Source organism: Neoaquamicrobium microcysteis, assembly GCF_008180155.1.
Taxonomy (GTDB): Bacteria; Pseudomonadota; Alphaproteobacteria; order Rhizobiales; family Rhizobiaceae; genus Aerobium; species Aerobium microcysteis.
The window spans coordinates 111,487-135,382 of the sequence record NZ_VSZS01000064.1; the positions used below are offsets into that span (position 1 = coordinate 111,487).

Here is a 23,896-nt window from a genome sequence, read left to right on the forward strand (position 1 = left end):
TTATGTCGATCCTTATCAACAAGAACACCAAGGTCCTCGTCCAGGGCCTGACCGGCAAGACCGGCACCTTCCACACCGAGCAGGCGCTGGCCTATCACGGCACGCAGATGGTCGGCGGCATCCACCCCAAGAAGGGCGGCGAGACCTGGACCGGCTCGAAGGGTGAAAGCCTGCCGATCTTCGCTTCCGTCGCCGAGGGCAAGGAAAAGACCGGTGCGGACGCATCGGTGGTCTACGTGCCGCCGGCAGGTGCCGCAGCCGCCATCATCGAGGCGATCGAGGCCGAAATCCCGCTGATCGTCTGCATCACGGAAGGCATCCCGGTGATGGACATGGTCAAGGTCAAGGCGAAGCTCGACAAGTCGAAGTCGCGCCTGATCGGCCCGAACTGCCCCGGCCTCGTCACCCCCGACGAATGCAAGATCGGCATCATGCCGGGCTCGATCTTCCGCAAGGGCTCGGTCGGCGTTGTATCGCGCTCGGGAACGCTTACCTATGAGGCAGTGTTCCAGACGACGAATGAAGGCCTCGGCCAGACCACGGCCGTCGGCATCGGCGGCGACCCGGTCAAGGGCACCGAGTTCATCGACATCCTCGAGATGTTCCTCGCCGACGACGAGACCAAGTCGATCATCATGATCGGCGAGATCGGTGGTTCGGCCGAGGAAGACGCTGCCCAGTTCCTGCGCGACGAAGCCAAGCGCGGACGCAGCAAGCCGATGGCCGGCTTCATCGCCGGTCGCACGGCCCCTCCCGGACGCACCATGGGCCATGCCGGCGCGGTGATTTCCGGCGGCAAGGGCGGCGCGGAAGACAAGATCGCGGCGATGGAGGCAGCGGGCATCCGCGTGTCGCCTTCGCCGGCCCGCCTCGGCAAGACCCTGGTCGAGGCGATCAAGGGGTGAGGCATTCGGCATCTGGCAGCCGGCAGTCGGGACGATCCGATTGCCGGCTGCCGAAAACCGACTGCCCTTAAGAAGGAGACGGAGCAAGCGCTCCGGAAAGACAGATGGCGCGGCAAGATCAGGCCAACGACCAATTTTCGCTCACCTCGTTTCTCTATGGCGGCAATGCCGACTATATCGAGACGCTTCATGCGGCCTGGCAGGAAAACCCTTCTTCGGTCGATCCCGAATGGCGGGATTTCTTCGCCGCGCTGAAGGATGACGCCGGCGACGTGCGCAAGAGCGCAGAGGGCGCTTCCTGGACGAAGCCCAACTGGCCGGTAGCCGCCAATGGCGAGCTCGTCTCCGCGCTCGACGGCGACTGGGGTGCGGTCGAGAAGCACGTCGAGAAGAAGGTGAAGGAAAAGGCGGCCGACAAGGGCGCCGCGCTCTCCGACGCCGACGTGCTGCAGGCGACGCGCGATTCGGTTCGCGCCATCATGATGATCCGCGCCTATCGCATGCGCGGCCATCTGCACGCCGATCTCGACCCGCTCGGCATTGCCGAGGAAAAGGAAGACTACAACGAGCTTTCGCCCGAGGCCTACGGCTTCACGGAGGCCGATTACGACCGCCCGATCTTCATCGACCATGTGCTGGGGCTGGAATACGCCACCGTCCGGCAGATGCTCGACATCCTCAAGCGTACCTACTGCTCGACGCTGGGCGTCGAGTTCATGCACATCTCCAATCCCGAGGAGAAGGCCTGGATCCAGGAGCGCATCGAGGGGCCGGACAAGGGCATCGACTTCACGCCGCAGGGCAAGAAGGCGATCCTTTCCAAGCTGATCGAGGCGGAAGGCTTCGAGCAGTTCATCGACGTGAAGTACAAGGGCACCAAGCGCTTCGGCCTCGATGGCGGTGAATCGCTTATTCCGGCGCTCGAGCAGATCATCAAGCGCGGCGGCGCGATGGGCCTGAAGGAAGTCGTGCTGGGCATGGCCCACCGCGGCCGCCTCAACGTGCTGACCAACGTGATGGCCAAGCCGCACCGCGCCGTGTTCCACGAGTTCAAGGGCGGCTCCTACGCCCCCGACGACGTCGAGGGCTCGGGCGACGTGAAGTATCACCTTGGCGCATCGTCGGATCGCGAGTTCGACGGCAACAAGGTGCACCTGTCGCTGACGGCCAACCCGTCGCATCTGGAGATCGTCAACCCGGTGGTGATGGGCAAGGCCCGCGCCAAGCAGGACCAGATTTTCGGCCGCACCCGCGAGGAGACCGTGCCGATCGAGGAGCGCGCCAAGGTTTTGCCGCTGCTGCTGCACGGTGATGCCGCCTTTGCCGGACAGGGTGTCGTGGCCGAATGCCTCGGGCTTTCGGGCCTGCGCGGCCACCGCGTCGCCGGAACGCTGCATTTCATCATCAACAACCAGATCGGTTTCACCACCAATCCGCGTTTCTCGCGTTCGTCGCCCTATCCGTCGGATGTGGCCAAGATGATCGAGGCGCCGATCTTCCACGTCAACGGCGACGACCCGGAAGCCGTGGTCTACGCCGCCAAGGTGGCGATGGAATTCCGCATGACCTTCCACAAGCCGGTGGTCATCGACATGTTCTGCTACCGCCGCTTCGGCCACAACGAAGGCGACGAGCCGGCGTTCACCCAGCCGATCATGTACAAGAATATCCGCGCCCATAAGACGACGGTACAGCTCTACTCCGAGAAGCTGATCGGCGAAGGCCTGCTGACGCAGGATGAGGTCGATGCCATGCGTGCCGACTGGCGCGCGAGGCTCGAAACCGAGTTCGAGGCCGGCCAGTCCTACAAGCCCAACAAGGCAGACTGGCTGGATGGCGCATGGTCGGGCTTGCGCACCGCCGACAATCAGGATGAGCAGCGCCGCGGCAAGACCTCCGTGCCGCTCAAGACGCTCAAGGAAATCGGCAAGAAGCTGACCGACGTGCCGAAGGACTTCGAGGTACACCGTACCATCGGGCGCTTCCTCGAAAGCCGGCGCAAGGCGATCGAATCGGGCGAAGGCCTCGACTGGGCGACCGGCGAAGCGCTGGCGTTCGGCTCCATTCTGATGGAAGGCAACCCTATCCGCCTTTCGGGCCAGGATTCGGAACGCGGCACGTTTTCGCAGCGCCATTCCGTGCTCTACGACCAGAAGAGCGAGGACCGCTATATCCCGCTCAACAATCTGAGCCCGGCGCAGGCGAACTACGAGGTCATCAACTCGATGCTCTCGGAAGAAGCCGTGCTCGGCTTCGAATACGGCTTCAGCCTCGCAGAGCCGCGCGCGCTGACGCTGTGGGAAGCCCAGTTCGGCGATTTCGCCAACGGCGCGCAGGTCGTGTTCGACCAGTTCATCTCGTCGGGCGAGCGCAAGTGGCTGCGCATGTCGGGTCTGGTCTGCCTTCTGCCGCATGGCTACGAAGGGCAGGGACCGGAACATTCGTCTGCCCGTCTGGAGCGCTTCCTGCAGATGTGCGCAGAAGACAACATGCAGGTGGCCAACGTTACGACGCCGGCTAACTACTTCCACATCCTGCGCCGGCAGCTCAAGCGCGACTTCCGCAAACCGCTCATCATGATGACGCCCAAGTCGCTGCTGCGCCACAAGCGCGCCGTGTCGACCCTGTCGGAAATGTCGGGCGAAAGCTCCTTCCACCGCCTGCTGTGGGACGATGCGCAACTGCTGGCCGACCAGCCGATCAAGCTGGTGAAGGATTCCAAGATCCGCCGCGTCGTGCTGTGCACCGGCAAGGTGTATTACGATCTCTACGAGGAGCGCGAGAAGCGCGGCGTCAATGACGTCTATCTGCTGCGTGTCGAGCAGCTCTACCCGTTCCCGGCCAAGGCGCTCATCAACGAGCTGTCGCGCTTCCGCAATGCGGAGATGGTCTGGTGCCAGGAAGAGCCCAAGAACATGGGCGCGTGGTCCTTCATCGACCCGTATCTGGAATGGGTGCTGGCCCATATCGACGCCAAGCATCAGCGCGTGCGCTATACCGGGCGTCCGGCGGCAGCATCCCCGGCGACGGGCCTCATGTCCAAGCATCTGGCGCAGCTCGAGGCCTTCCTCGAAGACGCGCTGGGCGAATAGGCCAATGAGCGTCGCGCCCAGGCACTCCCCCACCCCTTACCCCTCCCCACAAGGGGGAGGGAGACATGCGCGTCGCGCGCGCACCGTCATCTTTGCATCGATGGAAACGACAAATGAGACGCTGACGCCCTCCCTCCCCCTTGTGGGGAGGGATAAAGGGTGGGGGTCCTTTCTCGCGACCGACATTCATTCCAGAACCAACGGATAGGAATCCGACATGGCAACCGAAATCCGCGTCCCGACCCTCGGGGAATCCGTCACTGAAGCGACCATCGGCAAGTGGTTCAAGAAGGCAGGCGACGCGATCGCCGCCGACGAGCCCGTCGTGGAGCTGGAAACCGACAAGGTGACCATCGAGGTTCCCGCGCCTGCCGCCGGCACGCTGGGCGAGATTACCGTCAACGAGGGCGACACGGTCGAGCCGGGCGCGCTGCTGGGCATGATCGAGGCGGGCGGCGGTGCTGCCGCAGCTGCACCTGCAAAGAAGGAAGAGCCCAAGGCCGAAGCGCCGAAGGCGGAGCCTGCGAAGGCTGCTCCGGCCGCCGCGCAGGCCGGCAAGACCGACATGCCACCAGCTCCGGCCGCGGCAAAGGCGCTGGCTGAAGCCGGCATCTCGGCCGATCAGGTTACGGGCTCCGGCAAGCGCGGCCAGGTGCTCAAGGGCGACGCGCTCGAAGCAATCGCCAAGGGCGTTTCCGCACCGGCCGCCGCCCCGTCGGTGCCCGCAGCGGCCCGTGCGCCTTCTTCGGGCGACGATGCTGTCCGCGAGGAACGCGTGCGCATGACCAAGCTGCGCCAGACCATCGCGCGCCGCCTCAAGGACGCCCAGAACACGGCCGCCATGCTCACCACCTTCAACGAGGTGGACATGAAGCCGGTGATGGACCTGCGCGCCAAGTACAAGGACCTGTTCGAGAAGAAGCACGGCGTGAAGCTGGGCTTCATGGGCTTCTTCACCAAGGCCGTGACCCACGCGCTGAAGGAAATCCCCGCCGTCAACGCCGAGATCGACGGCACCGACATCATCTACAAGAACTATGCCCATATCGGCGTGGCTGTTGGCACGGAGAAGGGTCTCGTCGTGCCGGTGGTGCGCGATGCCGATGCCATGTCCATCTCGGAGATCGAGAAGGAGATCGGCCGTCTGGGCATCGCCGCACGCGACGGCAAGCTCTCGGTCGCCGACATGCAGGGCGGCACCTTCACCATCTCCAACGGCGGCGTCTACGGCTCGCTGATGTCGACGCCGATCCTCAACGCGCCGCAGTCGGGCATTCTGGGGATGCACAAGATCCAGGAGCGCCCCGTCGTCGTGGGCGGCCAGATCGTCGTGCGGCCGATGATGTATCTGGCGCTCTCCTACGATCACCGCATCGTCGATGGCAAGGAAGCGGTTACCTTCCTCGTCCGCGTCAAGGAAACGCTGGAAGACCCCGAGCGCCTGGTGCTGGATCTGTAGGGCTGACAGGCCAAACCGGAGCGACCGACATGGCTGCAAAGGCGATGCTGGTGACGGGCGGCGGGCGCGGGATCGGCGCCTCCGTCGCACGGCTGGGCGCAGCCTCTGGCTGGCGCGTCGCGATCAATTATGCGGCGAACGACAAAGCAGCCACCGCGCTGGTGGACGAAATCACCGAAGCCGGCGGCGAGGCTTTTGCCGTCAAGGGTGATGTCGGGGTCGAAGCCGACGTGCTTTCCATGTTCGAGGCCGTCGACAGACGCTTCGGACGGCTCGACGGGCTGGTCAACAATGCCGGCGTGGTGGATCGCAAGGCGCGGCTCGACGAGATGGACATCGCGCGTTTCGAGCGCATGATGCGCATCAACGTCATCGGCTCGTTGCTGTGCGCCCGCGAAGCCGTGAAGCGCATGTCGACCAGGCATGGCGGCCAGGGCGGCGCCATCGTCAACATATCCTCGGTCGCCGCGGTGCTGGGCTCGCCGGGCGAGTATGTCGACTACGCGGCCTCCAAGGGCGCGATCGAAAGTTTCACGCTGGGGCTTGCCCGCGAGGTGGCGACCGAGAACATCCGGGTCAACGCCGTGCGGCCGGGCATCATCGACACGGAGATCCACGCCTCGGGCGGCCAGCCCGACAGGGTGGCGGCAATGCGCGGGCTGGTGCCGATGCAGCGCGAGGGCAAGGCCGACGAGGTCGCCCGCGCCGTGCTGTGGCTTCTGTCCGAAGAAGCGTCCTATACGACGGGCGCGATACTGAATACGAGCGGCGGGCGCTGAGGGCCGCCGCGCAGAAGGAAGGACTTCCCATGAGCTATGATGTCGTCGTTATCGGAGCTGGCCCCGGCGGCTATGTCTGCGCCATCAAGGCCGCGCAGCTCGGCCTCAAGACCGCGCTGATCGAAAAGCGCGACACCTATGGCGGCACCTGCGTCAATGTCGGCTGCATCCCCTCCAAGGCGCTGCTGCACGCGACCGAGATGCTGCTGGAGGCAGAGCACTCGTTCGACGCGCTGGGTATCGAAATCTCGAAGCCGAAGGTGAACCTGAAGAAGCTGATGGCGCACCGCGTCAACACGGTGGAGCAGAACACCAAGGGTCTGGTCTTCCTGATGAAGAAGAACAAGATCGACACGTTCCAGGGTACCGGCCAGGTTCTGGCGGCCGGCAAGGTGTCCGTCACCGGTGAGGACGGCAAGGCGCAGGAGATCGAGACGAAGAACATCGTCATCGCGACGGGTTCCGACATTGCCGGCATCCCGGGCGTCGACGTCGCCTTCGACGAGAAGGTGATCGTGTCGTCCACCGGCGCGCTGGAGTTCGACAAGGTGCCGGGCCATCTCGTCGTCGTCGGCGGAGGCGTGATCGGGCTGGAGCTCGGTTCGGTCTGGGCGCGGCTGGGCTCCAGGGTCACGGTGGTCGAGTATCTCGACACCATCCTCGGCGGCATGGACGGCGAGGTCGCCAAGCAGTTCCAGCGCATCCTGGCCAAGCAGGGCATGGACTTCAAGCTGAGCGCGAAAGTGACGGGCGTGAAGAAGACCGGCAAGGGCGCTTCAGTCACGTTCGAACCCGTCAAGGGCGGAGACGCCGAGACCATCGAGGCGGATGCCGTTCTGGTCGCGACCGGCCGCAAGCCCTACACTGATGGCCTAGGCCTTGAAAACGCCGGCGTCGAGCTGGACGAGCGCGGTCGCGTCAAGGTCGACGGCCACCTCAAAACCAACGTGCCGGGCATCTACGCCATCGGCGACGTGGTCGTAGGCCCCATGCTTGCGCACAAGGCCGAGGAGGAAGGCGTCGCCGTCGCCGAGATGCTGGCGGGGCAGGCGGGCCATGTGAACTACGACGTCATCCCCGGCGTGGTCTACACCAGCCCCGAGGTCGCTTCCGTCGGCAAGACCGAGGAAGAGCTGAAGAAGGCGGGGGTGGACTACAAGGCCGGCAAGTTCCCGTTCACCGCCAACGGACGTGCCCGCGCGATGCTGCAGACCGAAGGTTTCGTCAAGGTGCTGGCCGACAAGGCGACGGACCGGGTGCTGGGCGTCCATATCGTCGGCTTCGGGGCCGGCGAGATGATCCACGAGGCTGCGGTTCTGATGGAATTTGGCGGTTCGTCGGAAGATCTCGCCCGCACCTGCCACGCCCACCCGACGATGTCGGAGGCCGTGAAGGAGGCAGCACTGGCCACTTTCTCCAAGCCGATCCACATGTAGACGGTATTCCTCGCAGACGAGAAAAGGCGGGCCCTTTCGGACCCGCCTTTTTTGTACGCGAACACTTACTTACGCGGTAACGCCACGCTTACTGGTCGGCGGCAGGCGCTTCGTCAGCCGGGGCGGCCGGAGCGGTCGGCTCTGCCGGAGCAGCCTCGGGAGCCGGCGCAGGCGCCATTTCCTCGGTCTGCTCGGGGATCACGGCAGTCGTGCCGGGATCGGTAGCGGGACCGGAGGTAAACGCGATGAGCGCAATGACCAGCAGCACGGCAATGACGCCGGCTGCGATCAGCCCGCCACGGCCGCCGCTGTTGTGCACGACGGTCTCGTTCACGACGCGCGGGTCCGCCGCAGGGTCGGTGTAGGGTGAATGGGGTGCTACGCGGGGAGCGTCCGGATGGCCCGGATCGACGTAGCGCGGATCAGTGTTCCTCGGGTCTGTCATGGTCGTTCTCCATGCGTTTACTTGCATTATCGGGGTGAACAACGCGCAAAAGGCGAAACCGGTTCCCCCGGCCCCCAAAAGCACAACGATATTGGGCTTCCCTTCCCCGCGTGCTGTGGTAGCCAGAGCGCATGGCTCAGAAGAAAGCGCACGAGGTCGACGGCTGGCTGCGGCGTCCCGATCCGGACGTCCGCATCGTGCTGATCTACGGACCCGACAGGGGGCTGGTTTCGGAACGCGCCAAGGCTTTCGTCGCGAAAACGGGGCTGGATGCGGACGATCCGTTCTCGTCGGTACGGCTGGACGCTTCGGAGGTGGACGCAACGCCCGGGCGGCTGAGCGACGAGGCCGGCACCGTGCCGATGTTTTCCGACCGCAGGCTCATCTGGATCAAGGGCGCGGCTGCCCACAAGCAGCTTGCAGACGAGGTCAAAGCGCTGGCGGCGTCGCCGCCGAAGGATTCGATCATCCTCATCGAGGCGGGCGACCTGAAGAAGGGGGCGGGCCTACGCGCCACGGTTGAGAACGCGTCGGGCGCGATGGCCCTGCCCTGCTACGCCGATGAAGGCCGCTCGATCGACGGGGTGATCGACGAAATCCTCGGCCGCGACAAGCTGACCATAGGCCTCGAAGCAAGGCAGGCGCTGCGCGCCAATCTGGGCGGCGACCGGCTCGCCACCCGCAGCGAGATCGAAAAGCTGGCGCTCTACTGCCACGGTGCGGGCGAGGTTTCTCTCGAAGACGTGGGCGCGATGACCGGCGACGTGTCGAGCCTCAGCCTCGATGACGCGGTCGATGCAGTGCTTTCCGGCAATGCCGATGCGTTCGAGACGGCCTTTGCACGGCTGGTTTCGTCGGGCACCAACCCGTATCTCGTCCTTGCCGCCGCGATGCGGCAGTTTCAGGCGCTCAGCGTCATGCGCAACGAGATGGACAAAGGCGGCAAGCAAGCCGGCGCGGTGGTCGCCTCCGCCCGGCCGCCGGTGTTCTTCACACGCCGCAAGCTGGTGGAATCGGCCCTCCAGCGCTGGAACGCCGCCGCCCTCGCGCGCGCACTGGACAGACTTCAGGCGGCGGTACTGCAGACGCGCCAGCGTGCCGATCTGGCGGTTCCCTCGTCGCGCCAGGCCCTGATCGCATTGCTGGTCGAATCAGCGCGAGCGGCAAGGCGATGAACGGTAGCTGCTTCGCAAAGCGTTGTTTTTACTTGTTTATCAGCCCTGAAGGCGTCGGCACAGCTCGTCCAGCTGCTCAAGCGTCTTGTACGACACCTTCAGCTCGCCGCCCTTCTGGCCGTGATTGATCGACACCTTCATCCCGGTGACGTCCGACAGTGCCTTTTCAAGCGCTAAGGTGTCGGCATCCTTTTCGGCCGCCGTCTTCGGGCGCGACGGCGCTTCCCACGGCCGGGTCGGCTGATGGGCCAGCGCTTCCGCCTGCCGCACCGAAAGGCCCTCCTCGACGATGCGCTTGGCCAGCGCCGCCGGATCGTCGGACGTGACCAGCGTGCGCGCATGGCCGGCCGACAGCGAACCGTCCACCAGCATGTCGCGGATCACGTCGGGCAACTTCAGCAACCGCAGCGTGTTCGCCACGTGGCTGCGGCTCTTGCCGATGACCTGGCCCAGGTCGGCCTGCGTGTAGTTGTGTTCGTCGATGAGCTGCTGATAGCCCTGCGCCTCCTCGACCGGGTTGAGGTCGGCACGCTGGACGTTCTCGATGATGGCGATCTCGAGCGCCACGCGGTCGTCCACGTCGCGGATGATGACCGGCAGCTCGGTAAGACCGGCGCGCTGCGCCGCACGCCAGCGGCGCTCGCCGGCGATGATCTCGTAGCGCCCCGCGGGCGTGGTGCGCACGACCACGGGTTGCACGATGCCGTGCTCACGGATCGACTGCGCGAGGTCGGCGAGGTCGGCCTCGCCGAAGGTGCGGCGCGGATTGCGCGGGTTCTGGGTGACGAACTCGATCGGCACCCGGCTGTCGGCGCCTATGCGCGGGGTCGAGGCCGATTGCTGCGCCGGCTTGTCCATTTCGCCGATGAGAGCGGCCAGGCCGCGTCCAAGCCGTTTTCTTGAAGGATCGTCGCTCATGGTCAGTTCCGCATCATTTCGACTTCGGCTCGAGGCGTTCTAGGCTGCCCTGAGGCGACGTTCGCGCCGGATGACCTCCGACGCAAGCTGGAGATAGGCCTGGCTGCCGGTGCATTTCAGGTCGTAGAGGATCGCCGGCTTGCCGTAGGAAGGCGCTTCCGAAACCCGCACGTTGCGCGGAATGACCGTCTCATAGACCTTGTCGCCCATATGCGCGCGCACATCCTCGACCACCTGGTTGGCGAGGTTGTTGCGGCCATCGAACATCGTCAGCACGATGCCCTGTATCGTCAGGTTCGGGTTGATCGAGTTGCGCACCTGCTCGACCGTCTGGAGCAGCTGGCTCAGGCCTTCCAGCGCGAAGAACTCGCACTGAAGCGGCACCAGCACCGAATCGGCCGCCGCCATCGAGTTGAGCGTCAGGAGATTGAGCGACGGCGGGCAGTCGATCAGCACATACGAAAAAGCCGAGCCCGAATCCGCCGAGCGCCGCAGCGCGTTGCGCAGGCGCAGTACGCGGTCTGGTGCCGACGCGATCTCCATCTCGATACCCAGAAGATCGAGAGTGGAGGGGATGATGCTCAAACCCGGCACCGCGGTCGGCATAGCCGCCTCTGCCACGCCGGCGTCCCCTGTCAGCAGGTCGTAGGACGAAACCTCGCGGTCATGCCTGTCGATGCCCAGCCCGGTGCTGGCATTGCCCTGGGGGTCGAGATCGACGACGAGCACCCTCTCGCCGATGGCTGCAAGTGCCGTGGCGAGGTTGATGGCGGTGGTGGTCTTTCCGACGCCGCCCTTCTGGTTGGCGACGGTGATGATGCGGGGATAGGGGGTCATGACGTTGGTCTACCGCGCGGATTCGTTGGCATTTGCTTCTGCCTGGCGGCGCGCCAGCCCCGAAATCTCGAGAACGCGGCTCGCCGGATCGATCTTGCTTCGATGTTCTACCAGATCGAATCGCCACGCGTCACGGCTTTCAGCAATCTCGGCGGCGTAATCCCGTCCTTTGTGAAAGAGACCGACAGCGCCGGCTTCTAGCCACGGAGCAGCAAGCTCCAGCAGGCGCGACAGGGGCGCAAGAGCGCGTGCAGTAACGATTTCCGGTGTGTCCATGCGACCGGTTGCGTCTTCAATCCGGCAGATGTGGACGGTGGCAGGAGCGTTGAGGCTGCCGAGGATGGTGCGCAGGAACGCGGCTTTCTTGTTGTTGCTCTCCACCAGATCGATGATCGCACAATCCCGCTCCGCCAGCAGGATCGCCATCACCGCGCCGGGAAATCCTCCTCCGGAGCCCAGATCCAGCCATCTAAGCGCTTGCGGTTTCAAGGCTGCAAGCTGCGCACTGTCGAGAATGTGGCGCTCCCACAGCGATTCGAGCGTTGAGGGAGCAGCGAGATTGATGCGGGTGGACCACCTTCGAAATTCGGCTTCGAACAGCTCAAGCTTGTTCAGTGTTTCACGTGAAACCGTTCCGGAAACGTCACGAATTTGCTCTAGCCGACCGATGCTCACGCCGCGCCTCGCTGAGCGGCGCGGTGCTGGAGGCTTGCGATCACGATGGCAAGCGCAGCCGGTGTCATCCCGTCGATTCGCTGGGCATCGGCCAGCGAGCGCGGCTGACGGATCGCCAGCTTGTGCTTGAGTTCGTTGGACAGGCCCGGTATCGCACTGAAATCCATATCAGCCGGGATGACACGTTCCTCCTCCCGTTTCAGCACTGCGGCGTCCGCCTTCTGCCGGTCGAGATAGACCGAGTAGCGCGCTTCCGTCTCCAGCCGCTCGGCCACGCGCGGTTCGATGGCGCCGAGCTCCGGCCAAATATCGGTAAGACGCTCAAGGCCTATGTCCGGATAGGCCAGCAAGTCATAGGCGCTGCGCCTCTGCCCGTCGCGGTTGAGATTCAGCCCGAAGTTGGCCGCCTCGTTAGGAGTCAGTGAAAGCTGGCGGGCCATGGTCCTGGCATTTTCGAGAGCCGCATTCGAAGCTTCGAAACGCTGCCGACGATGTGTGCCGACAATCCCCAACCCGATGGCCATGGGCGTGAGCCTATCGTCGGCATTGTCGGCGCGCAGCGACAGGCGATATTCGGCACGCGAGGTGAACATGCGGTAGGGCTCACTGACGCCCCGGCTCACCAGATCATCGACAAGGACGCCGATATAGGCATCCGCACGCCCGAAGATCACCGGCTCGCTGCCGCCAGCCTTGCGCGCGGCATTGAGGCCTGCGACCAGCCCCTGTGCGGCGGCCTCCTCATAGCCGGTCGTTCCGTTGATCTGGCCGGCGAGAAACAACCCCGGGACCCTCTTGGTTTCCAGCGAGTGATCCAGCTCTCGCGGATCGACATGATCGTATTCGATGGCGTAGCCGGGCTGCGTTATGACCGCCCGCTCCAGGCCGGGGATCGACGCGATCAGCGCCTCTTGCGCGTCGCGAGGCAGCGAAGTCGAGATACCGTTCGGATAGACGGTGTCATCGTCCAAACCCTCTGGCTCGAGGAAAATCTGGTGGCCGTCGCGATCGCCGAACTTGACGATCTTGTCCTCGATCGAGGGACAGTAGCGCGGGCCGATACCCTCGATCGAACCGGAATACATCGCCGAGCGTGAGAGATTCGCGCGGATGACGTCGTGAGACTTTATAACCGTTCGGGTGATACCGCAGGCGATCTGGGGGTTGCGGATGGTATCCGTCAGCAAGGAGAAAGGAACGGGATCATCGTCGGCGTGCTGCTTGTCAAGCGAGGCCCAATCTATGGTCCGCCCGTCGAGGCGTGGCGGCGTGCCGGTCTTCAGGCGACCGAGCGCAAACCCCAGCCGGCTCATCGATGCAGACAGCCCGGTCGATGCCTGTTCGTTCATGCGGCCTGCGGGAAAACGCTCGTCACCAATGTGGATGAGGCCGCGCAGGAACGTTCCAGTCGTCAGCACCACGGCGGCACAGCGTATGGCGCGCCCGTCGGCGAGCGTGACACCCGCTATGCGGCCGGCCTCGATCACCAGATCGAAGACTTCACCTTCGACAACATCGAGATTCGTGTGATCCGCTATCGCTTCCTGCATGGCCTGACGATAGAGCTTTCGATCCGCTTGGGTTCGCGGGCCGCGCACGGCCGGACCCTTTCGGCGATTGAGCAGGCGGAACTGGATGCCGGCGGCATCGGCCACCCGGCCCATCAGCCCGTCCAGCGCATCGACCTCGCGCACGAGATGCCCCTTGCCGAGCCCGCCGATTGCCGGGTTGCACGACATGACACCGATGGTGTCGCGCTTCATGGTGACGAGCGTGGTCCTGGCGCCGGCACGCGCCGAGGCCGAAGCGGCCTCGCAACCTGCGTGGCCGCCGCCAATCACGACAACGTCGTAGCTGAGCGTCATTGCCCGTTCCTCATATGTTGAGCCGCACAGATGTTATCGGGAAACCAGCAAGTCAACAGAAAATCTGCAGGTCGTTTCACGTGAAACGCAAAGTCGAGCCCCGCGGAGCTGTTTCACGTGAATCATGCTGCTTTTCGGGGTGAGCAATGTTTCACGTGAGTCATTTGCCGATGCAGAACTCTGAAAAGATGACGCCGAGAAGGTCTTCGACATCGATCGCTCCGGTGATTCGACCCAGCGCGTCGCCGGCCAGCCTCAACTCCTCGGCGCGCAACTCAAGACCATGGCCATCACGCAGCGCTGACTTAACATGGCTTCGACATGCGCGCAGCAATTCGACCTGCCGGAGGCGAGATGGGACGGTAGCGCCGGCCGGTGCCGCCGCCCCGCGCGCCCTTCTCGCAATCTCGGCGATGAGTTCCGCCATCCCGATGCCCGTCAACGCAGAGATGGCTTGGCCTTCATGTTCGGGTGTCCCGCCTTTGTCCGCCTTCGTCCAGACGCGAATAGTTGGTGCATCCCAATCGCCACAGGCCTGAGCAACCTCACCGGCCGGATCGATCAGCTGGACCACGAGATCGGCGCGCGCTGCGGCCTCTAACGCGCGGTCTACCCCGATCCGCTCAACGACATCGCTTGTCGACCGGATTCCGGCCGTGTCGGTGACGAGAACCTTCATCCCATCCAAATCCAGCGCGACCTCCACAAGGTCGCGAGTTGTCCCCGGCACATCGGTCACGATGGCGACGTCGCGTCGAGCCAGCGCATTGAGAAGACTGGATTTTCCCGCATTGGGCGCGCCGACGAGCACGACGCGGAAGCCGTCGCGGACGATTTCCGCAGCGCGATAGCCGTCGATATGGTTACCGATTTCTTGCGCCAGCGCCGCCATGTCGGCCCATACCGTTCCGGAAACAGACCCGGGTACGTCGGCCTCGTCGGCGAAATCCAGCTCGGCCTCGATCATCGCCCGTGCATGCAGCAGCCTGTGCCGCCAGCCCGAGTACAGTTGCGCTTGTCCGCCCTCCGCGTTGGCGAGCGCCATTCGGCGCTGCGTCTCCGTCTCGGCCGCGATCAGATCGGCCAGGGCCTCCGCACCTGTCAGATCGATCTTGCCGTTTATGAAGGCGCGGCGGGTAAACTCGCCAGCTTCGGCGGCCCGCAATCCAGGCAGCGCGGCAAGCGCGGCAAGGGTGGCCGACACGACCGAGCGGCCGCCATGAAGGTGGAGTTCGGCACAGTCTTCGCCAGTAAAGCTCTCCGGGCCTTGAAAGAAGAGTACGAGACCCCTGTCTATCGGCGCTCCGGCAGCATCGAGAATGCGGCGCAGCACTGCTCGCCGCGGCGCGGGCACGCCGCCAGCCAAGCCTTCAAGCGCAGGCGCTACGTGTTGGCCCGATATGCGTATGACCGCCACGCCCGACGGCAGGCCGCCGGTCGACAGCGCGAAGATCGTATCCGGGAAGTGTGATTGTCCGGCCACCGCCTACACCCAAAGCCTGGTCGAGAAAGACAGGGGGCACATGTCCTTCTTATCGCTGAAACCTGCTCAGCCGCGAAACCGCCTGTTTGTAGTTCCAACGAGTACACCCGCCTACGTTTGAACATCAAGGCCGATCGCGAGGAACCAACGTCATCGATCGCCTTTGGATGGCAATCTAACGCAACTGGTTGTTTCGTTGCCGAATCGATGTGGCTACCGCTCGGCTTGCGCGCCATCAGGTGCCGGTAACTGGCGTGGAACGACGCGCCGGTCGCCGTGGTCATTGAGAGGAAAGGCTTGTTTCGGAAGCGAATCGGCCGGCGTCGCACGCATTGAATATCGCGCTTCGCGTGGTCGGAGTTTAGTTGCTTGCCAACAGTCCGGTGCCAGAGGAGCGGGCAACTCCTCCGATACCGACGCTGTGCGTCAGGTGTTCATCGAATCGAAGAAGTCCGAATTCGTCTTCGTCTGCTTCAGCTTGTCAATGAGGAACTCGATCGCATCGGTCGTGCCCATCGGCGCGAGGATGCGGCGCAGCACGAAAATCTTCTGCAGATCCTGACGCTGGACGAGCAGGTCTTCCTTGCGGGTGCCCGACTTGAGGATATCCATCGACGGGAAGATGCGCTTGTCGGCCACCTTGCGGTCCAGCACGATTTCCGAGTTGCCGGTGCCCTTGAACTCTTCGAAGATCACTTCGTCCATGCGGCTGCCTGTGTCGATCAGCGCGGTCGCGATGATGGTGAGCGATCCGCCTTCCTCGATGTTGCGCGCGGCGCCGAAGAAGCGCTTTGGGCGCTGCAGCGCGTTCGCATCGACACCGCCGGTCAGCACCTTGCCGGAGGACGGCACCACGGTGTTGTAGGCGCGGCCGAGGCGGGTGATCGAATCGAGAAGGATGACGACGTCGCGGCCATGCTCGACCAGGCGTTTGGCCTTTTCGATGACCATTTCGGCCACCTGCACGTGACGAACCGCCGGCTCGTCGAAGGTGGAGGACACGACCTCGCCCTTAACCGAGCGCTGCATGTCGGTCACTTCCTCCGGGCGCTCGTCGATCAGCAGAACGATGAGGTAGGCTTCCGGATGATTGGTCGCGACCGAATGCGCGATGTTCTGGAGCAGAACGGTCTTACCGGTACGCGGCGGCGCGACGATCAGGCCACGCTGGCCTTTGCCGAGGGGGGCGACGAGATCGATCACGCGTGCGGAAAGATCCTTGGTGGTCGGGTTCTCCGTCTCCATGCGCAGACGCTCGTTCGGGTAGAGCGGCGTCAGATTGTCGAAATGGATCTTGTGACGGATCTTCTCGGGATCCTCGAAATTGATCGTGTTGACCTTGAGAAGCGCGAAATAGCGCTCGCCTTCCTTGGGGCTGCGGATCGGGCCTTCGACCGTATCGCCGGTCTTGAGCGAGAAGCGCCTGATCTGCGAGGGCGAGATGTAGATGTCGTCCGGGCCGGGCAGATAGTTGGCGTTGGCCGAGCGGAGGAAGCCGAAGCCGTCCTGCAACACTTCGACGACGCCTTCGCCGATGATTTCGATGTCCTGAGCCGCAAGCTTCTTCAGTATGGCGAACATCAGCTCCTGCTTGCGCATGACGCTGGCGTTCTCGACCTCGAGCGATTCGGCGAACGCGATCAGGTCGGTCGGGCCTTTGCTTTTCAGCTCTTGTAGTTTCATTTCCTGCATGATGCGGACTCTGGGATAGGCGGTAGGAAGAGGGTGCGGGCGGCAGTGTACGCGAGGAGCGCCTGTAGAGGACAGAAAGCACTACGCCATGCGGGGAGAGAGGATGAGACTCTTATCCCTCATCCTTCCAAAGCGCAATATGGGAATTCCGGTCCGATTTTAGAAGGGCTTCACCACGACCAGGATGACGATGACGATCATCAGCACCGTCGGGATTTCGTTGACGATGCGCCAGTGACGTGCGGGCTTCTCATTGCGATCGTCCGCGAAGCGGCGCACGGAGGCCGAAAGATAACCGTGGACGCCCGACAAAAGCAGCACCGCGAGAATCTTGGCGTGTAGCCATCCGCCGGCAAAGTCGAAGCCGGACCATGCGAGCCACAGCCCCAGAACCCAGGTGACGACCATCGCCGGGTTGATGATGGCGCGCAGAAGCCTGCGTTCCATCACCTTGAAGGTCTCGGATTTCTCCGAGCCGGGCTGTGCCTCCGCATGGTAGACGAAAAGCCGCGGCAGATAGAGCATGCCCGCCATCCACGAGATCACCGCGATGACATGCAGGGCCTTGATCCAGGGGTAGAGCCCCTGTGGATCGAGCCATAAGAGCAGCACCGTCAGCACTGCGACTATGGCCAGGCCCGCCACCGCGCGAACCGCCACATTGCCGCTGTCGGAACCCTGCGTCATCGACCTGCCCCCCGAACCAGCGCAATCATCTTCTCGACATGCGCGATCGGGGCTTCCGGCGTGATGCCGTGCCCGAGATTGAAGACCAGCGGTCCGTTACCGAGCTCGCGCAGGATCGCCGCCACGCCTTCTTCCAGCGCCTGGCCGCCGGCCACGAGCCTGAGCGGGTCGAGATTGCCCTGTATCGCGCCCTCTGCCTGAAGTGCGCGCGCCTGGCTCCAGGGCACGCTCCAGTCGAGCCCCAGCGCCGTCACGCCCGTCCTTGCCCGGTAGGAACCGTAGAGGGCTCCAGCGCCCTTCGGAAAGCCGATGATCGGCACGTTCGGGTGAACGGCACGGACCTTTTCCACGATACGCGCCACCGGACGAACGCAATATTCCTCGAAGCAGGCCTCATCGAGCACGCCCGACCACGAATCGAAAATCTGCACGGCATCCGCGCCCGCATCGATCTGTCGGATCAGATACTCGCCAGACTGCTCGGCAAGCAGACCAAGCAGATCGCGCATCTTATCGGGATGGCGATAACCGAATAGCCGCGCCGGCGCCTGATCCGGCGTTCCATGCCCGGCGATCATGTAGGTCGCCACCGTCCACGGCGCGCCGCAGAAGCCCAGCAGCGTCGTGGTCGCCGGCAACTCACCACGCAGCCGCCGCACCGTCTCGTAGACCGGGGCCAGATGGTCGTGAAATCCTTCGCCGTCGAGCTTGCCGATCTCGGCAGCCTCGATGGGCGTCATCAGCGGCCCGCGTCCTTCCTCGAAGCGAAGATCGCGGCCAAGTGCGTGAGGCACGACGAGGATGTCGGAGAACAGGATCGATGCATCAAAGCCGAAACGGCGGATCGGCTGAAGGGTCACCTCGACTGCCAGGTCGGGATTGTAGCAGAGGTCGAGAAAACTTCCCGCCTTTTTGCGCGTTTCCCGATACTCGGGAAGGTAGCGTCCAGCCTGACGCATCATCCAGATCGGAGGGGGAAAGACCGCTTCCCCGTTCAGGACGTCGAGGACGATCCGTTTCTCGGCCATGCTGTACCTCTGCGAACCGGGCGCCAGAAAACAAGTAAGATTCTTTTAAATGAATCTTCTGATTCTATGACTCTGTTGGAATCGGCGATTACGGCTTGTCCACGCTCGGCCGCCAAAACTCAATGCGCAAAGCGCCGCAGCCGCCGTGTACCGCCATCGGTGAATAGTGGGGAAAGTTCCGGAAATCGTTGCCGGATCAGCTGCTTGCCGACCACCCCCATCTGCGTCCGAAAACGTCCATTGTGGATGTCGACGTTCTATCCCCGTTTTCCCGCACACGGGCGCAACGATTTCCGATGCGGGGTGAATTGTGGATAGATCGGGGTCTGATACAGTCCGCCTCCGCGGCGCGGCGAATTTCCGCCCGTTATCCACACCAGCCAACAGGGCAGCATCCGGCCTGTGAACAAACCGCAGAGCTTCTTTCATCTCCACCTGATCTCCGATGCCACCGGCGAGACGTTGCTGGCGGCAGGCCGCGCCGCGTCCGCGCAATACAAGGATGCGCGCGCCATCGAGCACATCTACCCGCTCATTCGCACCGAAAAGCAGCTGCTGAAGGTGCTGGAGGAGATCGACGAGACGCCGGGCATCGTGCTCTACACGGTGGTGGACCAGGAGCTGGCGCAGCTCATCGATACGCGCTGCGCGGCGATGGGCCTGCCCTGCGTTTCGGTCCTCGAGCCGGTTCTGGGCGTGTTCCAGTCCTATCTCGGCGCACCGGCCGGCCGCCGGGTCGGCGCGCAGCACGTCCTGGATGCGCAATATTTCCGCCGCATCGACGCGCTGAACTTCACCATGGAGCACGATGACGGCCAGCTTCTCAATGATGTCGAGGAAGCCGACGTCGTGCTGATGGGCATCTCGCGAACGTCGAAGACGCCGACAAGCATCTATCTGGCCAATCGTGGCATCAAGACCGCCAACATCCCTATCGTGCTGGGTGTGCCGGTTCCCGAAAGCGTCATCTATGCCAAGCGCCCGCTGGTGGTGGGACTGGTGGCGACGGCCGAGCGCATCTCGCAGGTGCGCCAGAACAGGGTGCTCGGCAGTTCGGTGGGTTACGATTCGCAGACCTATATCGACCGCACCGTCATCGCGCAGGAACTGGCCTATGCAAGGCAGCTCTGCGCCAAGCACGGCTGGCCGATGATCGATGTCAGCCGCCGTTCCATCGAGGAAACGGCTGCGGCAATCGTTGCGCTGAAGGCAAAGACGCGCTAACGCCTGCGCGCCAGGGAGATTGCGCAATGGCGACTACAATCGTGCTGGCCTCGGGCAGTCCGTTCCGGCGCAAGATGCTGGAAGACGCCGGACTGGTCTTCGAGGCGGAAAAACCCGAGATCGACGAACGCGCCGTGGAAGCGGCGGTGGAGGGCTCGGGCGTCACGCCCGAAGACCTCGCGCTGATCCTTGCCGAAGCCAAGGCTCTCGACATTTCCCAGAACCGGCCGGGCGCACTGGTGATCGGCACGGACCAGACGCTCTCGCTGGGCGACGAGGTTCTGCACAAGCCGCGCGACATGGAAGAAGCGCGCCGCCGGCTGCTGGCCCTGTCGGGCAAAGCCCATCAGCTCAACAGTGCCGTCGTGCTGATGCGCGACGGCGACGTGATATGGAGCCATGTCGGCGTCGCCCGGCTGACGATGCGCGACCTCGAACCCGGTTTCGTCGGCCGCCATCTGTCGCGCGTGGGCGACAAGGCTCTTTCCAGCGTCGGGGCTTACCAGATCGAGGGCGAGGGCATCCAGCTCTTCGAAAAGATCGAGGGCGATCATTTCACCATCGTCGGCATGCCGCTGCTGCCGCTGCTTGCAAAGCTGCGCGAGCTCGGGGCGCTGGATGGCTGAACCGGTCAGGGCTTTCGTGATCGGCCACCCGATCGCGCACTCCCGCTCACCCCTCATTCACGGCCACTGGCTGGAAAGATACGGCATCGCCGGCAGCTACGAGCGCATCGACGTCGCGCCGCAGGCGCTGGAGGGTTTCGTCAGGAGCCTTCCAACAAGCGGATTTGCCGGCGGCAATGTCACGATCCCGCACAAGGAGGCGGCATGCCGGCTGGCCGACCGGCTGGACGCGGCGGCGCAAACCATAGGCGCGGCCAACACGCTTTGGCTGGAAGACGGGCTTGTCTGCGCCGGCAATACCGATGCGGAGGGTTTCGCAGCCGATCTCGACCAGCGGGCGCCGCGCTGGCGGCAGGCGCGAAGCGCGCTGGTGCTGGGGGCCGGCGGCGCCGCGCGCGCCATTCTCTTTGCCCTTCGATCGGCCGGCATTTCCGACATACGCATCGTGAACCGCACGGTCGCGCGGGGACAGGAACTGGCGGATCATTTCGGCGGAGGCATAACCGCCCATGGGTGGGAAGCCGCCGACGAGCTGGCGGGCGATGCGGCACTCGTCGTCAACACCAGCGCCGCGGGGCTGAAGGGTGATGGCGGCTCGGGGCTCGACGTGTCGCGTCTTCCCGCTTCCGCAATCGTCACCGATATCGTCTACACGCCGCTACAGACGCCATTGCTTGCGGCGGCGGCACAGCGCGGTCTTCACACGGTGGATGGGCTGGGCATGCTGCTTCATCAGGCCGTTCCGGGTTTCGAGCGCTGGTTCGGCGTGCGCCCCGAGGTGACCGCCGAGCTGCGCGACAGGATCGTTGCCGACATCGAGGGCCGTCCGGCATGATCGTTCTGGGTCTCACCGGCTCCATCGGAATGGGCAAATCCACCACCGCCGGCATGTTCCGCGAGGCGGGCGTGCCGGTGCACGATTCCGACGAGACGGTTCACCGCCTTTATTCCGGCATCGCCGCACCGCTGATCGAAGCCCGCTTTCCGGGCACCGTGGTCGACGGCAAGGTCGATCGCGACCGGCTGGCCGCTGCCGTTCTGGGCAAGCCGGAAGCGCTGAGGGAGCTGGAGAAGATCGTCCATCCGCTGGTGCGGGCCGACGCCGACGCATTCCTCGCGCGCCATCGCGAGGCTGGCGCTCCGCTGGCGCTCCTCGACATCCCGCTGCTCTTCGAGACCGGCGGCGAAGACCGGGTCGATCGCATCGTCGTGGTGACGGCGCCGGCGGAAATCCAGCGCGAACGCGTGCTGGCGCGACCGGGCATGACCAAAGACAAGTTCGAGGCGATCCTCGCGCGGCAGGTGCCCGATGCGCAAAAGCGTGCAAGGGCCGATTTCGTCATAGACACCGGCAAGGGGATGGAAGCGGCGCGGCAGGCCGTGCACGCCATCGTTGCCGAATTGACCGGGGACAGCGCCGGCTAGACCTTGTCGCGGCCGCGGGCACCGCCCATTCTGTCCCGAAGGAGCGAATCCATGCGCGAGATCATCTTCGATACGGAAACGACCGGGCTCGACGCGCGCGAGGACCGCGTCATCGAGTTCGGCGGTATCGAGCTGGTCAACAAGTTTCCGACCGGGCGCACCTTCCATCATTACATCAACCCGCAGGGCCGGGCGGTTCACCCCGAGGCGCTGGCCGTCCACGGCATCGGCGACGACCAGCTCGTCGGCAAGCCGACCTTCAACGAGCTGGCCGGGGAACTGGCGGCGTTCCTGGATGGGGCGATGCTGGTCGCGCACAATGCGAATTTCGATATCGGCTTCCTGAATGCCGAGTTTGCCCGGCTGGGCATGCCGGCCGTCGATCCGGGCGTGGTCATCGACACGCTGGCGCTCGCGCGGCGCAAGCATCCGATGGGTCCCAACTCGCTCGACGCGCTCTGCCGGCGCTACGGCATCGACAACAGCCACCGCGAAAAGCACGGGGCGCTACTCGATTCGGAATTGCTGGCAGAGGTCTATATCGAGCTGATGGGTGGCAAGCAGGCCGCGTTCAGCCTCGAGATCCAGAGCCAGACTGTCATCGTCGAAAGCGAAGTCGATGTCGTGGCTGCGGTTCGCATGCGCGACCGGCCGCTGGCCCCCCGGCTGCAGCCGGAAGATTTGGAGGCGCACCGCGCCCTTGTCGCCAGGCTCGGCAGTGGCGCGGTCTGGAAGCAGGTCGATCAAGCCTATGCGGACGAGGCCTCGGCCTGAGCCGGAGCAGTGCGCGGCGACGCTGCGATTCACGTGAAACCATTACTGCATAGAAAAAAGGCCCGGATCGCTCCGGGCCTTTCTCGTTTGAAACGGCTGCGCCTCAGGCGGTGCCGCTTGCCTGCACCTTGGCGCGGGCCTGCTCTTCGGCCATGCGCTGCTGGAACATCTGCGCGAAATCGATCGGATCGATCATCAGCGGAGGGAAGCCGCCATTGCGGGTGCAGTCGGCGACGATCTGGCGGGCGAAGGGGAATAGCAGTCGCGGGCATTCGATGAACAGGATCGGCAGCATGTGCTCCTGCGGGAAGCCGACCGCGCGGAAGACGCCGCCATAGACCAGCTCGACGTTGAACAGAACGTCCTTGTCCGCGCCCGCCTTGGCGTTCAGCGTCAGCGTCACGTCGTACTCGGTATCCGAAATCGGATTGGCGTTGACGTTGACGTTGATGTTGATGCCCGGCGCCTTGTCGCGGCTGCGCAGCGAATTGGGGGCGTTGGGGCTCTCGAAGGAAAGGTCCTTGATGTACTGGGCAAGGACGTTGAGCGACGGCTGAACGCCGTTTCCGGCCGTTGCGCCGCCTGCCGGGGGCGGGGTGGTGGTTTCTTCTGGTTTCTTGGCCATCAGCCGGAATCCTCTTTGTACAGCCGTTCCCGGCCGGGAATGAAAACGCGGCGTTGGCTACCATGGCACGTCCGGCGTGACAAGCTTGGCCGCCTCAGCGGTCGTCTTCGATCCGGGGGCGGCGCGGCGGGCTTTGCGGCTCCTCATCCATGTCGCGCGCATAATCGCCCGTGTCGAGGTCGATGGTGCGTCCGCGACCACGCCTGTTCGCGAAACCGGGGCCGGCCGTAGCCGTGACGACGGTGATGCGGCTCTTGATCAGCCGCCAGCCGAGGTCGCGCACCGGCGGAATGAACAGCAGCAGGCCGATCACATCGGTGATGAAGCCGGGCACCAGCAGCAACACGCCGGCCAGCATGATCATGAGGCCGTGAACCAGGTCTCGGCCGGGCGACCCGCCCGCGTCCATGGTTTCGCGCATGCGGGCGAGAATGCCGAAACCCTGAATGCGCAGCAGCACCGCACCCAGGATCGTCGTGGCCACCACCAGGCCGATGGTGGCGAGCACGCCGATATGGCTGCCCACCAGCACGAAAACGGCGATTTCGGCCAGCGGCAGCGCAAGCATCAGGAGAGGAACGATCGGGAACGCCACGTTGAGGTCTTTCCGGGTTGGCATGGTTCGAGTGCGAGGCAATTAGATAGTGATGCTGCGCTTTGATTTGAATGATGACGGGATGCGTTCTATATGCAAGGGAACATCCGGCTGAAGGGGGATCTTCACCGGGCAAGAGGTTTTGGCGGAC

Annotated in this window: 22 protein-coding genes; 11 read left to right on the forward strand and 11 right to left on the reverse strand. The window is 64.2% G+C overall.

The annotated features are described in order from the left end of the window. Positions 1-2 precede the first annotated feature (2 nt). From sucD to lpdA, 5 genes are all read left to right on the forward strand, one after another. Positions 3-905, forward strand: a complete 903-nt coding sequence (gene sucD, locus FY036_RS14200) for a succinate--CoA ligase subunit alpha (RefSeq protein ID WP_148915402.1) — start codon at positions 3-5, stop codon at positions 903-905. A gap of 104 nt (positions 906-1,009) precedes the next feature. Next, the gene (locus FY036_RS14205) at positions 1,010-3,997 is read left to right on the forward strand and encodes a 2-oxoglutarate dehydrogenase E1 component (RefSeq protein WP_148915403.1); all 2,988 of its coding nucleotides are present in this window, start codon (positions 1,010-1,012) and stop codon (positions 3,995-3,997) included. A 217-nt stretch (positions 3,998-4,214) separates the two neighbouring features. After that, positions 4,215-5,456, forward strand: coding sequence for a 2-oxoglutarate dehydrogenase complex dihydrolipoyllysine-residue succinyltransferase (odhB, locus tag FY036_RS14210; protein WP_148915404.1), 1,242 nt, complete (start codon positions 4,215-4,217; stop codon positions 5,454-5,456). A 29-nt stretch (positions 5,457-5,485) separates the two neighbouring features. Beyond that, complete coding sequence (locus FY036_RS14215; RefSeq protein ID WP_148915405.1) at positions 5,486-6,235, forward strand: SDR family oxidoreductase; 750 nt, start codon at positions 5,486-5,488, stop codon at positions 6,233-6,235. 29 nt (positions 6,236-6,264) lie between these two features. Continuing rightward, positions 6,265-7,671: a dihydrolipoyl dehydrogenase gene (gene lpdA / locus FY036_RS14220; protein WP_148915406.1), complete on the forward strand. Its 1,407-nt coding sequence runs from the start codon at positions 6,265-6,267 to the stop codon at positions 7,669-7,671. An 88-nt stretch (positions 7,672-7,759) separates the two neighbouring features. Here lpdA and FY036_RS14225 read toward each other — a convergent pair whose 3' ends face one another. After that, a complete protein-coding gene (locus FY036_RS14225; protein WP_148915407.1) occupies positions 7,760-8,116 on the reverse strand; it encodes a hypothetical protein in 357 nt (118 codons plus the stop codon). 131 nt (positions 8,117-8,247) lie between these two features. Between FY036_RS14225 and holA the strand changes: the two genes are divergently transcribed. Further along, positions 8,248-9,291 (forward strand): DNA polymerase III subunit delta, encoded by a 1,044-nt coding sequence (holA, locus tag FY036_RS14230; RefSeq protein WP_148915408.1) that lies wholly within the window; start codon positions 8,248-8,250, stop codon positions 9,289-9,291. Positions 9,292-9,330: 39 nt separating this feature from the next. Here holA and FY036_RS14235 read toward each other — a convergent pair whose 3' ends face one another. The 8 genes from FY036_RS14235 to hemE form a co-directional block, all read right to left on the reverse strand. Then, positions 9,331-10,209 carry a ParB/RepB/Spo0J family partition protein gene (locus FY036_RS14235; protein WP_148915409.1) on the reverse strand — a complete coding sequence of 293 codons (879 nt, stop codon included), beginning with the start codon at positions 10,207-10,209 and terminating at the stop codon, positions 9,331-9,333. A gap of 39 nt (positions 10,210-10,248) precedes the next feature. Then, positions 10,249-11,046, reverse strand: a complete 798-nt coding sequence (locus FY036_RS14240; protein WP_148915410.1) for a ParA family protein — start codon at positions 11,044-11,046, stop codon at positions 10,249-10,251. Between the two features lie 9 nt (positions 11,047-11,055). Further along, positions 11,056-11,721, reverse strand: coding sequence for a 16S rRNA (guanine(527)-N(7))-methyltransferase RsmG (rsmG, locus tag FY036_RS14245; protein WP_407941186.1), 666 nt, complete (start codon positions 11,719-11,721; stop codon positions 11,056-11,058). Next, positions 11,718-13,586: a tRNA uridine-5-carboxymethylaminomethyl(34) synthesis enzyme MnmG gene (gene mnmG / locus FY036_RS14250; protein ID WP_148915411.1), complete on the reverse strand. Its 1,869-nt coding sequence runs from the start codon at positions 13,584-13,586 to the stop codon at positions 11,718-11,720. The genes rsmG and mnmG overlap by 4 nt, the downstream gene beginning before the upstream one ends. Positions 13,587-13,746: 160 nt before the next feature. After that, positions 13,747-15,069 (reverse strand): tRNA uridine-5-carboxymethylaminomethyl(34) synthesis GTPase MnmE, encoded by a 1,323-nt coding sequence (gene mnmE, locus FY036_RS14255; RefSeq protein ID WP_148915412.1) that lies wholly within the window; start codon positions 15,067-15,069, stop codon positions 13,747-13,749. 426 nt (positions 15,070-15,495) lie between these two features. Next, positions 15,496-16,761 carry a transcription termination factor Rho gene (gene rho, locus FY036_RS14260; RefSeq protein WP_148915413.1) on the reverse strand — a complete coding sequence of 422 codons (1,266 nt, stop codon included), beginning with the start codon at positions 16,759-16,761 and terminating at the stop codon, positions 15,496-15,498. 159 nt (positions 16,762-16,920) lie between these two features. Then, positions 16,921-17,448 (reverse strand): protoporphyrinogen oxidase HemJ, encoded by a 528-nt coding sequence (gene hemJ, locus FY036_RS14265; RefSeq protein ID WP_148915414.1) that lies wholly within the window; start codon positions 17,446-17,448, stop codon positions 16,921-16,923. Continuing rightward, positions 17,445-18,476, reverse strand: a complete 1,032-nt coding sequence (hemE, locus tag FY036_RS14270; RefSeq protein WP_148915415.1) for a uroporphyrinogen decarboxylase — start codon at positions 18,474-18,476, stop codon at positions 17,445-17,447. The genes hemJ and hemE overlap by 4 nt, the downstream gene beginning before the upstream one ends. 402 nt (positions 18,477-18,878) lie before the next feature. On the opposite strand from hemE, the gene FY036_RS14275 reads away from it, so the two are divergent. From FY036_RS14275 to dnaQ, 5 genes are read left to right on the forward strand one after another with little or no spacing between them, the layout of a single operon-like run. Further along, complete coding sequence (locus FY036_RS14275) at positions 18,879-19,700, forward strand: pyruvate, water dikinase regulatory protein (protein ID WP_148915416.1); 822 nt, start codon at positions 18,879-18,881, stop codon at positions 19,698-19,700. 26 nt (positions 19,701-19,726) lie between these two features. Further along, entirely contained in the window at positions 19,727-20,326 is a 600-nt protein-coding gene (locus FY036_RS14280) for a Maf-like protein (protein WP_148915417.1), read from the forward strand. Next, positions 20,319-21,161: a shikimate dehydrogenase gene (locus tag FY036_RS14285; RefSeq protein ID WP_148915418.1), complete on the forward strand. Its 843-nt coding sequence runs from the start codon at positions 20,319-20,321 to the stop codon at positions 21,159-21,161. The genes FY036_RS14280 and FY036_RS14285 overlap by 8 nt, the downstream gene beginning before the upstream one ends. Beyond that, positions 21,158-21,751, forward strand: a complete 594-nt coding sequence (gene coaE, locus FY036_RS14290) for a dephospho-CoA kinase (RefSeq protein ID WP_148915419.1) — start codon at positions 21,158-21,160, stop codon at positions 21,749-21,751. Before FY036_RS14285 ends, coaE begins: the two co-directional genes overlap by 4 nt. A 51-nt stretch (positions 21,752-21,802) precedes the next feature. After that, positions 21,803-22,525: a DNA polymerase III subunit epsilon gene (gene dnaQ, locus FY036_RS14295; protein ID WP_148915420.1), complete on the forward strand. Its 723-nt coding sequence runs from the start codon at positions 21,803-21,805 to the stop codon at positions 22,523-22,525. 103 nt (positions 22,526-22,628) lie between these two features. On the opposite strand, the gene secB is transcribed toward dnaQ, so the two are convergent. Both secB and FY036_RS14305 read right to left on the reverse strand, forming a co-directional pair. Further along, positions 22,629-23,150, reverse strand: coding sequence for a protein-export chaperone SecB (gene secB / locus FY036_RS14300; protein ID WP_148915421.1), 522 nt, complete (start codon positions 23,148-23,150; stop codon positions 22,629-22,631). Positions 23,151-23,244: 94 nt separating this feature from the next. Then, complete coding sequence (locus tag FY036_RS14305; RefSeq protein WP_328593105.1) at positions 23,245-23,769, reverse strand: FxsA family protein; 525 nt, start codon at positions 23,767-23,769, stop codon at positions 23,245-23,247. Positions 23,770-23,896: the final 127 nt, after the last annotated feature.

Excerpts from the sequence above, each read along its gene's own strand:
- sucD (WP_148915402.1), top strand. The coding sequence starts at position 3 with ATGTCGATCCTTATCAACAAGAACACCAAGGTCCTCGTCCAGGGCCTG.
- FY036_RS14205 (WP_148915403.1), top strand. The coding sequence starts at position 1,010 with ATGGCGCGGCAAGATCAGGCCAACGACCAATTTTCGCTCACCTCGTTT.
- odhB (WP_148915404.1), top strand. The coding sequence starts at position 4,215 with ATGGCAACCGAAATCCGCGTCCCGACCCTCGGGGAATCCGTCACTGAA.
- FY036_RS14215 (WP_148915405.1), top strand. The coding sequence starts at position 5,486 with ATGGCTGCAAAGGCGATGCTGGTGACGGGCGGCGGGCGCGGGATCGGC.
- lpdA (WP_148915406.1), top strand. The coding sequence starts at position 6,265 with ATGAGCTATGATGTCGTCGTTATCGGAGCTGGCCCCGGCGGCTATGTC.
- FY036_RS14225 (WP_148915407.1), bottom strand. The coding sequence starts at position 8,116 with ATGACAGACCCGAGGAACACTGATCCGCGCTACGTCGATCCGGGCCAT.
- holA (WP_148915408.1), top strand. The coding sequence starts at position 8,248 with ATGGCTCAGAAGAAAGCGCACGAGGTCGACGGCTGGCTGCGGCGTCCC.
- FY036_RS14235 (WP_148915409.1), bottom strand. The coding sequence starts at position 10,209 with ATGAGCGACGATCCTTCAAGAAAACGGCTTGGACGCGGCCTGGCCGCT.
- FY036_RS14240 (WP_148915410.1), bottom strand. The coding sequence starts at position 11,046 with ATGACCCCCTATCCCCGCATCATCACCGTCGCCAACCAGAAGGGCGGC.
- mnmG (WP_148915411.1), bottom strand. The coding sequence starts at position 13,586 with ATGACGCTCAGCTACGACGTTGTCGTGATTGGCGGCGGCCACGCAGGT.
- rho (WP_148915413.1), bottom strand. The coding sequence starts at position 16,761 with ATGCAGGAAATGAAACTACAAGAGCTGAAAAGCAAAGGCCCGACCGAC.
- hemJ (WP_148915414.1), bottom strand. The coding sequence starts at position 17,448 with ATGACGCAGGGTTCCGACAGCGGCAATGTGGCGGTTCGCGCGGTGGCG.
- hemE (WP_148915415.1), bottom strand. The coding sequence starts at position 18,476 with ATGGCCGAGAAACGGATCGTCCTCGACGTCCTGAACGGGGAAGCGGTC.
- FY036_RS14280 (WP_148915417.1), top strand. The coding sequence starts at position 19,727 with ATGGCGACTACAATCGTGCTGGCCTCGGGCAGTCCGTTCCGGCGCAAG.
- FY036_RS14285 (WP_148915418.1), top strand. The coding sequence starts at position 20,319 with ATGGCTGAACCGGTCAGGGCTTTCGTGATCGGCCACCCGATCGCGCAC.
- coaE (WP_148915419.1), top strand. The coding sequence starts at position 21,158 with ATGATCGTTCTGGGTCTCACCGGCTCCATCGGAATGGGCAAATCCACC.
- dnaQ (WP_148915420.1), top strand. The coding sequence starts at position 21,803 with ATGCGCGAGATCATCTTCGATACGGAAACGACCGGGCTCGACGCGCGC.
- secB (WP_148915421.1), bottom strand. The coding sequence starts at position 23,150 with ATGGCCAAGAAACCAGAAGAAACCACCACCCCGCCCCCGGCAGGCGGC.
- FY036_RS14305 (WP_328593105.1), bottom strand. The coding sequence starts at position 23,769 with ATGCCAACCCGGAAAGACCTCAACGTGGCGTTCCCGATCGTTCCTCTC.